Source organism: Vibrio sp. 10N.222.52.B12, from assembly GCF_002875385.1.
GTDB lineage: Bacteria > Pseudomonadota > Gammaproteobacteria > Enterobacterales > Vibrionaceae > Vibrio > Vibrio jasicida.
Genome location: NZ_MDAW01000173.1, coordinates 1 through 1426, shown reverse-complemented (window position 1 = coordinate 1426; position 1426 = coordinate 1). Strand labels below are relative to the sequence as shown.

The 1426-nt window shown below is 41.8% G+C and carries 2 protein-coding genes; both read left to right on the top strand.

Annotation, left to right across the window (positions count from 1 at the left end; all coding sequences use genetic code 11):
• Nucleotides 1-46: 46 nt before the first annotated feature.
• Nucleotides 47-556 carry a helix-turn-helix domain-containing protein gene (locus tag BCT11_RS27175; protein WP_102389923.1) on the top strand — a complete coding sequence of 170 codons (510 nt, stop codon included), beginning with the start codon at nucleotides 47-49 and terminating at the stop codon, nucleotides 554-556.
• On the top strand, nucleotides 553-1395 hold the full coding sequence (locus tag BCT11_RS27170) for an IS3 family transposase (RefSeq protein WP_106427199.1): 843 nt from the start codon (nucleotides 553-555) through the stop codon (nucleotides 1393-1395). The genes BCT11_RS27175 and BCT11_RS27170 overlap by 4 nt, the downstream gene beginning before the upstream one ends.
• Nucleotides 1396-1426 lie beyond the last annotated feature (31 nt).

Below are 1426 nucleotides of genomic sequence, written 5' to 3'. Positions count from 1 at the left end.
TGAACTGACCCCCAATAGTTGGACACCAATTATTGGGGGTCTTTTTATGTCCAAATATAGCCGTGAGCTCAAATGTGTCATTGCTGAACAATACTTAAATGGCGCATCATCTCGCTATTTAGAAAAACAATACTCAATTTCTTCAAGACAGATTCGGTATTGGGCCCAAGTTTTCGCCATCCATGGTGTGGCTTCATTTTTACCGACTAAACATGCTGTTTCTGCTCAAACAAAACACAAAGCATTAAATTTAATGTGGACGAATAACTGGTCTCTCACGCACACTAGCGCAGTGTTAAACCTCTCGTCCCCTGGGATACTTTCTGTCTGGCTCAAAAGATTTAATGAGCTCGGTATCAAAGGGCTCAAAATTCGCCAGAAAGGAAGACCTTCAATGAAACAGCAGCCTCAACGTACCACTAAACCAGATAATGAAATGACACTTGAGGAGCTAAGAGAGGAGTTGGTCTACTTACGAACTGAGAATGCTGTTTTAAAAAAGTTGGAAGAGTTGGAGCAAGAAAAGGACCGTCGAACAAAGAAAAAGCGGTCATAGCTCTAACTCTTAAAGGTAAGTACCCACTGAAGCACCTGCTGCAAACTCTGCAACTGGCTAAAAGTGTCTTTTATTATCAGGCTCAAGCGAGCAAGCGTACTGATAGTTACGAAAGTGAACTGCTCATGATAAAGTCAATTTATCATGAGCATAAGGGGCGATACGGCTACCGCCGTATTCACTTGGAACTAAAGAAGCGAGGCTTCATGCTGAATCACAAGACGGTTCAAAGGCTTATGGCTCAGCTAAACCTTAAATCAACGGTCAGGATTAAAAAGTATCGTTCATATCGAGGTGAGTCTGGAAGAGCAGCTCCCAACATACTTGAAAGAGATTTTAGTGCGTCCCAGCCAGATGAAAAGTGGGTAACTGACGTCACGGAGTTCAAAGTCAAAGAGCAAAAAGTGTACTTGTCTCCGGTTGTTGACTTGTTTACTCAAGAGGTGGTTGCTTATAAAGTAGCTAAAAATGCCTGTTTGCCGCTTGTCATTGATATGTTGACGGAAGCCATATCAAAGCTTAGACCGAACTCAAAGCCAATTATACATAGCGATCAAGGTTGGCAATATCGGCATCGACAGTATCAGCAAAAAGTCGAAGAGAGTGGGTTAAGACAAAGTATGTCGAGAAAAGGTAACTGCTTGGATAATGCTGTTGCAGAAAACTTTTTTGCTTTACTCAAAACAGAGATGTATCACAACCAGAACTTTGAAGACGCAGATGCTCTGATAGAGCAAATTAAAGAATACATCGAGTACTACAATACCAAACGTATAAAAGTGAAACTAAAAGGCCTGACTCCGATAGAGTATCGAGCTCAGGCCTTGAAAGCCGCTTAACAGAAATGTCCAACTTTACGGGGTCACTTCA